Annotated in this window: 4 protein-coding genes and 2 pseudogenes; 4 read left to right on the plus strand and 2 right to left on the minus strand. The window is 70.7% G+C overall.

Annotation, left to right across the window (positions count from 1 at the left end; genetic code table 11):
* The 4 genes and pseudogenes from ACOJSN_RS23455 to ACOJSN_RS23470 form a co-directional block, all read left to right on the plus strand.
* A pseudogene (locus ACOJSN_RS23455) lies at window positions 1-141 on the plus strand (recombination protein RecR); the annotation flags it as partial.
* A 69-nt stretch (window positions 142-210) separates the two neighbouring features.
* Window positions 211-822: a DUF5063 domain-containing protein gene (locus tag ACOJSN_RS23460; RefSeq protein ID WP_420114902.1), complete on the plus strand. Its 612-nt coding sequence runs from the start codon at window positions 211-213 to the stop codon at window positions 820-822.
* The gene (locus tag ACOJSN_RS23465) at window positions 819-1544 is read left to right on the plus strand and encodes a helix-turn-helix domain-containing protein (protein ID WP_420114903.1); all 726 of its coding nucleotides are present in this window, start codon (window positions 819-821) and stop codon (window positions 1542-1544) included. Before ACOJSN_RS23460 ends, ACOJSN_RS23465 begins: the two co-directional genes overlap by 4 nt.
* Before the next feature lie 79 nt (window positions 1545-1623).
* Window positions 1624-2157 carry a VOC family protein gene (locus ACOJSN_RS23470; RefSeq protein ID WP_420114904.1) on the plus strand — a complete coding sequence of 178 codons (534 nt, stop codon included), beginning with the start codon at window positions 1624-1626 and terminating at the stop codon, window positions 2155-2157.
* 56 nt (window positions 2158-2213) lie between these two features.
* Here ACOJSN_RS23470 and ACOJSN_RS23475 read toward each other — a convergent pair whose 3' ends face one another.
* Together ACOJSN_RS23475 and ACOJSN_RS23480 are read right to left on the minus strand one after the other, a co-directional pair.
* Window positions 2214-3281, minus strand: a complete 1068-nt coding sequence (locus ACOJSN_RS23475) for an ABC transporter permease (protein ID WP_420114905.1) — start codon at window positions 3279-3281, stop codon at window positions 2214-2216.
* A pseudogene (locus tag ACOJSN_RS23480) lies at window positions 3278-3763 on the minus strand (ABC transporter ATP-binding protein); the annotation flags it as partial. The pseudogene ACOJSN_RS23480 and the gene ACOJSN_RS23475, both read right to left, overlap by 4 nt.

A 3763-nucleotide genomic window follows, 5' to 3' on the forward strand; every position in this document is an offset into this window, starting at 1 on the left:
TACCTGATCCGGATGCTGCGCCCACTCGGCCTCACCGTGTCCCGGCTGGCCTCCGGCCTCCCCGTGGGCGGCGACCTCGAGTACGCCGACGAAGTCACGCTGGGGCGGGCGTTCGAGGGGCGCCGGGCCGTCGACGCATGAGCGTGATCCCGACGACCTGACCAGCCCGAATCGCAGCAGTAGCGTGGACCTCACACGGGAGGAGTCGCCATGGCAACCCCAGAGCTCGACAACGACCTGACCATCCTCGGGGCGGCGACCGCCGCCGTCGCCGAGCGTTACCTCAGCACCGTCCGCGAGGTCGCCGCAGGCACCTCACCGGACGCTGCGATCCCGCTGCTGCTGCTCGCGGTGTCCGACCTCGGCGCCGCCGGTGCGCGGCTGGGCGCGATCGTGGACGTGGTGCCCGCCGAGCGGTTCGAGCCCGATGACGGTCCCGACGGTGACCTCGAGCCGCTGCGCACCTCGCTCGCCAACGTGCTCGACGGGATCGACGAGTACCACGAGGTCGCCGATCCGCTGGTCTCCGCCGAGGTCACCACGGGCTCGCTGTCCAACGACCTCACCGACGTGGCGCACGCCCTCACGATCGGGCTGCGGCACCACCGTGCGGGGCACGCGTCCGAGGCGCTGTGGTGGTGGCAGTTCTCCTACCTGTCGAGCTGGGGCGAACGCGCGGCCAGCGCCACCCGCGCCCTGCTCACGCTGATCGCCCACCTGCGCCTCGACGTCGACGACGACACCGCCTCCGAGGCCGAGTTCGAGGCCCTCTACAACCGCGACCAGCCCGACGACGAGCAACCTGGTCAGCCCTCGCCGTGACATCCGCGGAGCCTGGCGGTCTCGCGGATGGTGCCGATGTCGCCCAGGATCCCGCGGCCGGCACGTACGAGCAGCGCAGTCCCGACTCACCCGACATCGAGTGCGTGTGGCAGGCACGCGCAACCCGTGTAGAGCGTTACCTCGCCCCCGCGGTGGAGTACTGGGATCTGTGGTTCGCGCGGGAACCGGATGGCGAACAGCTCGCCGGTCTCTCCGGCCCTGCCCTCGGGCATCGGTGGATCAGCTCCGTCGCCGGCGAGCACAGCTGGGGTGTGCAGCTCAAGGCACACGTCGTCGTGCCCGGGGTGAGCAAGAGTCTGCTGCTGGGTGGGGAGCAGCGACTGCTGGTCCAGGACCAGCACATCGTGATCGGGCAGCATCGGGTGCCCCTGCCCGAGTACGACGAACTCGAGGCGTTCGTCGACCGGTTGCTCGGGCTCGATCTGCTGCGCTCCGATGACGACGTGAGAAGGATGCTCTCGGGGGAGGACGTCGGCTACTCGGAGCGGCACCGCCAGCGTCGGGTACGGGCCGTGACGGGCCTGACGCGCAAACGGATCGCGCAGCTGGAGCGGGCACGCGAGGCCTTCGCGATGCTGCAGCAAGGGGTCGCGCCCGCCGAGTGCGCGGTGCGGTGCGGATTCGCCGACCAAGCACATCTGACCCGGTCGCTGAGGGCCTTCCATGGCCAGACTCCGGCGCGGATCCTCGCCGGCAGATGATGGCGGAAACCTTCAAGCCGACGGCCGGTCTGCCCTGATGGACTGTGGGTATCACGTCACGAACGTACGAGGAGCCCCGATGTCGATCCCCGCAGCCCCTGAGGGCTACGCCACGATCAACCCGTTCATCATCACGCACGGCGCCGAGGAGCTGACCCGGTTCCTCGTCGAGGTATTCGAGGCGGCAGAGCGCCCGGACGCGCGCACCGTGGACGACGACGGGTTGTTGCTTCAGGCAGAGGTCGTTGTCGGTGGGACGACTCTCATGCTCGCCGAGCGCAAGCCCGACTGGCCGTTCACGCCGAGCCTGCTGCAGGTCTACGTCGACGACGTGGAAGCGACCCTGCGCCGAGCGCTCGACCGCGGCAGCCGGCTCATCACCCGGCCGACCGACTTCTTCGGGACGTCGTTCGCGCGCTTCCAGGATCCGAGCGCGAACATCTGGTGGGTCTGGCAGCACGGTGAGATGGCCTGGGACCAGCAGGCCGATGCCGAGTCCTGGACGTCGGACGACGCACCGAGCGAGGACTGGGCCGCCGTCTCACCCGACCTCGCCTACATCCACGACACGCTGCTCGAGGCGATGCAGACGCTGCGCGACCCCCGGAGCTGAGAGCACGATCAGCGAGGGCCCATCGAGGTGTCCGGGGGCGACGAAGGGAGATCCGGCTACGCCACCCGGGTTCCTGGGGCCAGTGTCGTGTACGGCACCCGCAGCCGCCGGATCGCCACCCACAGGCCGAGGCCGCCGAGCGCCAGGTTCGCGGCGAGCCCCCAGGGCCAGATGGGCGCATCGCTGATCTCGCCATCCCGGAAGTCGGCTGCGCTCACCCCGGCGGGGTAGTTGTCGCTCCAGCACTCGTTGCGCTGCGACTCCTCGCCTGCGCGGGCGTAGCGCACGCCCTCCTGGATCGCGCCGAGTGGCCCGATGTCCCAGGCGTTCTCCAACTGAGGCTGCGGCGCGGAGTCGGCGAGCACCACGAACGGGTTGATCGCCAGCAGCCACCAGATGCGCTCGGTGTGCGCCACGGTGCGGGTGGTCTCGGTCCACTCGCACTCGGCGTTGGCGTCGCTCGGGACCACCAGCACATCCACCCGGTCGTCGCTGGTCACCATCGGCATCGATACCGCGAACACGATCAGCGACAGCACCGTCAGCGACACCACGGCCACGTAGGTGAGCACGGTCGATCCGGCCGGGGCCTTCGTCAACGACGAGCAGCCCAGCCCGATCGCACACACCACGCCCAGCAGCAGTGCGAGCACCAGCATCACGAGCAGGAACCCGCCCACCGAGACATGTGCCAGCAGCGCGCCCCACAGCAGGAACGGGAGGCTGATCGCGAGGAACGCCAGGGCCGCCACCCACCCGGCGAGCAGCTTGCCCACCGCGAGCTCCGCCGGCCCGAGCATCGTGACCTGCAGGATCGCCAGGGTGCCGGCGTTGCGGTCCCCGTTGATCGCCGTCGAGGACAACGTAGGTGAGACCACCAGGCCCAACCCCAGCACCAGCAGCAGGATCAGCCCGAACACCCAGCCGTTCCCGGCGCCGCCCCCCGAGCTCATCAGCGGCGGCAGCAGCAGCGAGATGAAGCCGATCAGCGCGAACCAGGCGATCAGCGCGATCTTCCACCGTGTGGACCGCACGCGCTGCCGCAGCTCCAGCCGCAGCACCGTGCGCACGCCCTGCCACGTGAAGGATCGGGCTGCGGTGGTCTCGGGGGCCGTCGTGGTCATCGCCGCTCCGCATCGAGAGTGAGGTAGGCCTGCTCGAGCAGCCCGGCGAGCGGTGCGAGCGAGGCCACGGGGACACCCGCGCCGACGGCCGAGGCGAGCAGGGCGGCAGCCGCCTGGTCGTCGGCGAGCTCCACGAGCGCCGACTCGCCGCCGGTCGGTGCGTCGTCGTCGGGGTAGAGCGTGACCTGGGCGTCGAACGCCCAGTGGCGCAGCGCCTCGCCGTCGAGCACGCGCAGCCGCCACCGGCGGCGGGCCTGGGTGGTCGCCATCAGAGCCTCCGCGCTGACCGTGCGGCCCTTCGACAGGAACACCGCGTCGTCGACCATCTCGTCGAGCTCGGCGAGCACGTGCGAGGAGATCAGCACCGTGACGCCGCCGGCCGCGAGTCGCCGCAGCAGCACGCGCAGGTCCACGCGCGAGCGCGGGTCCAGCCCGGAGGCAGGCTCGTCGAGCAGCAGCACCGGCGGGTAGTTGATCAGCGC

Source organism: Pseudactinotalea sp. (assembly GCF_048594945.1).
Lineage (GTDB): Bacteria > Actinomycetota > Actinomycetes > Actinomycetales > Beutenbergiaceae > Pseudactinotalea.

Coding starts and splice junctions, on each gene's coding strand:
- ACOJSN_RS23470 (WP_420114904.1), top strand. CDS start 1,624: ATGTCGATCCCCGCAGCCCCTGAGGGCTACGCCACGATCAACCCGTTC.
- ACOJSN_RS23475 (WP_420114905.1), bottom strand. CDS start 3,281: ATGACCACGACGGCCCCCGAGACCACCGCAGCCCGATCCTTCACGTGG.
- ACOJSN_RS23460 (WP_420114902.1), top strand. CDS start 211: ATGGCAACCCCAGAGCTCGACAACGACCTGACCATCCTCGGGGCGGCG.